The organism is Oleiphilus sp. HI0132, assembly GCF_001635845.1.
Map to the genome: position 1 here is coordinate 1 of NZ_LWGJ01000448.1, position 1,171 is coordinate 1,171.

Annotated in this window: 3 protein-coding genes; all 3 read left to right on the forward strand. The window is 46.9% G+C overall.

Annotation, left to right across the window (positions count from 1 at the left end; genetic code table 11):
- The first annotated feature begins 38 nt into the window (after positions 1 to 38).
- Entirely contained in the window at positions 39 to 632 is a 594-nt protein-coding gene (locus A3766_RS05535; RefSeq protein ID WP_197469914.1) for a pyridoxamine 5'-phosphate oxidase family protein, read from the forward strand.
- A 72-nt stretch (positions 633 to 704) separates the two neighbouring features.
- Positions 705 to 929 carry a hypothetical protein gene (locus A3766_RS05540; protein WP_156490509.1) on the forward strand — a complete coding sequence of 75 codons (225 nt, stop codon included), beginning with the start codon at positions 705 to 707 and terminating at the stop codon, positions 927 to 929.
- 9 nt (positions 930 to 938) lie between these two features.
- Positions 939 to 1,171: hypothetical protein (locus A3766_RS05545; protein WP_197479349.1), on the forward strand; the 233-nt coding region annotated here is incomplete at its 3' end.

Sequence of the window (1,171 nt, forward strand, 5' to 3'; positions counted from 1 at the left end):
CGATAGGAAATATCTTTATATAACAAAGGAGAATAGAGGTGACCTTAAAGAAAACGCAGCGCTCTGAAATAAAGCGAGCAGCAAAACGAGCCAGTTACCAACAGAGCGACTTATACCCCTTGATTGATGAGCTAAAACTGGCGCATATTTGCTTTGCGCCCGAAGGTAAACCTATGTCTATCCCGATGCTTTGCTGGCGTGTCGACAATGCGATTTATATCCATGGTAGTCGAGGCAGTCGCCTGGTTAAGCAACTCACGAGTGGGCTCGAAGCCTGTGTATCCTTCGCTGAATTAAATGCCTGGGTAATGGCGAAATCGGGCTTCCATCACAGTGCTAACTATCGTTCGGCTGTACTGTTTGGCTACTTTGAATTGGTGGAAGATGAACAGCAACAGCTTGCCGCATATGAGCACTTTGTTGAACAGCTCGAAACCGGCCGTTGGAAACAAATTCGCCAACCCAATGAAAAGGAACTTCAGGCAACATCACTACTCAGGATGGACATCGACGAAGGGGCAGTGAAACAAAGACAGGGCGGCCCAAATGATGACATTGAAGACTTGGTGCTTCCCGTTTGGGTGGGAGAGATTCCTATCATTAAAACATGGGGAGAGCGAGTGGAGTATTAAGGCAGGCTCGAAAAGCGCCTGCTTAAGGAGTCCGCCGGTGCGCACAGCGCACCGACCTTTATCGCAATTTTCTTGAGCTTTGTCATAATGATTGGCTTTGTCGGCCAAATCGAAGACTATGTCGTGTATCGGGAGTTTGGAAGCCAGGCTCTGGCGGGTCACGGAGTGCTAGGCTTGATAGCCATCGCATTATTCATCAGTGGTCATCGAATGCATAAAATGAAGTTAGTGATTAAGGCCAGATTAAGGCACAATCAGCGCGAAAACGAATTAAAAGATAAGCAACAACAGCCATAGGTAACCTTTATGAAGAAAATACTATTACCACTTTTGATAATTATACTAATCGCCGTCGCAGGTGTTGCTTACCTGGCCGGCTCACTCAATGACATCGTTAAAGAGCAGGTTGAAACGCATGGCAGCAAGGCTTTACAAAGCGCTGTTGTTGTAGAGGGTGTTGATATCAGGTTGATGGATGGTTTTGGTGAGTTGAGCGATTTCTCTGTCGCTAACCCTAATGGCTTTACCCCGACGTCAGC